Here is a 1,244-nt window from a genome sequence, read left to right on the forward strand (position 1 = left end):
CAAAATTCTTTCATCATTAGTCTGAACATGAGTATGAGTTCCTACGATAGCATTAATTCTACCATCAAAATAATTTGCTAAAGCTAGTTTTTCGCTAGTTGCCTGAGCATGAAAATCTAAAAAAGCATAATGATATTGATTTTTATAAACTTTTAAAACATGTTCTATTTTTTTAAAAGGGCAAGATAAAAATTTATTATTCATAAAAACTCGACCCAAAGCGTTCATAATTAAAAGTTTTTTATCTTTATACTTAATAATTTTATGACCACATCCAAGATGTAAACTATCATCATTCAACGGTCTTATAATATTAGTATTTTCTATAAATGACTTTAAATCATGATTTTTCCAAGTATGATTACCTAGAGTAATCATATTAACACCTGAAATTTTTAAATTATAAAAACTTTGGAAATCTAAACCTTGTCCTTCTGCAGCATTTTCAGCATTCGCAATAACAATATTGATTTTATAATGTTGTTTTAAAAAATTAATTTTTTCAATTAAATAATTAATTCCTATCGAACCGCAAATATCTCCAATAAAAAGAATATTCATAATGATACTACCTTTGTATTAAACTTAACTAATACTTAAATTTGAAATTTCGGTTAAACGAACTTCTCTAATAACAGTTATTTTAATACTACCATTATATCTAATATTTTTTATAATTTGATCTTTAATTGTTTGAATTACTGTAAAAATAGCTAAATCATCAATTTGTTTAGGATCCACAATAACTCTAATTTCTCGGCCAGATTTAATAGCATAAGATTTTTCTACACCAGGAATTTTATTAGCAATTTCTTCTAATTGAGTAATTCTTTTAATATAATTATCTAAAGAATCACGACGAGCTCCTGGTCTAGAAGCGCTAATAGCATCAGCAATAGCAACTAAAACAGCAATAATACTACTAGGTTCTTGATCTTCATGATGAGATGCTACAGCATCTATTACTTCTAAAGGTTCTTTATGTTTCATAACAATATCTAAACCTATTTTAACGTGACTTCCTTCTAATTGATAATCTAAAGATTTTCCGATATCATGTAATAGTCCTGCACGACGAGCTAATACTTCATTTTCTCCTATTTCTGCAGCTAATTTGCCTGCTAAAAAAGATACTTCTAAAGAATGTTTTAAAACATTTTGTCCATGACTGGTACGAAAATGCAAAGAACCTAATAATTTTATTAATTCTTCATCCAAAAACCCTATTTTAGCCTCTAAAATAG

The 1,244-nt window shown here is 26.8% G+C and carries 2 protein-coding genes; both read right to left on the reverse strand.

Annotation, left to right across the window (positions count from 1 at the left end; all coding sequences use genetic code 11):
• On the reverse strand, nucleotides 1-561 hold a 561-nt coding region (locus OC698_RS01745), incomplete at its 3' end, for a YmdB family metallophosphoesterase (RefSeq protein WP_304513012.1).
• Nucleotides 562-585: 24 nt separating this feature from the next.
• On the reverse strand, nucleotides 586-1,244 hold a 659-nt coding region (locus OC698_RS01750), incomplete at its 5' end, for an HDIG domain-containing metalloprotein (protein WP_304513013.1).

Source organism: Candidatus Phytoplasma gossypii (genome assembly GCF_030586975.1).
GTDB classification, from domain to species: domain Bacteria; phylum Bacillota_I; class Bacilli_A; order Acholeplasmatales; family Acholeplasmataceae; genus Phytoplasma; species Phytoplasma citri.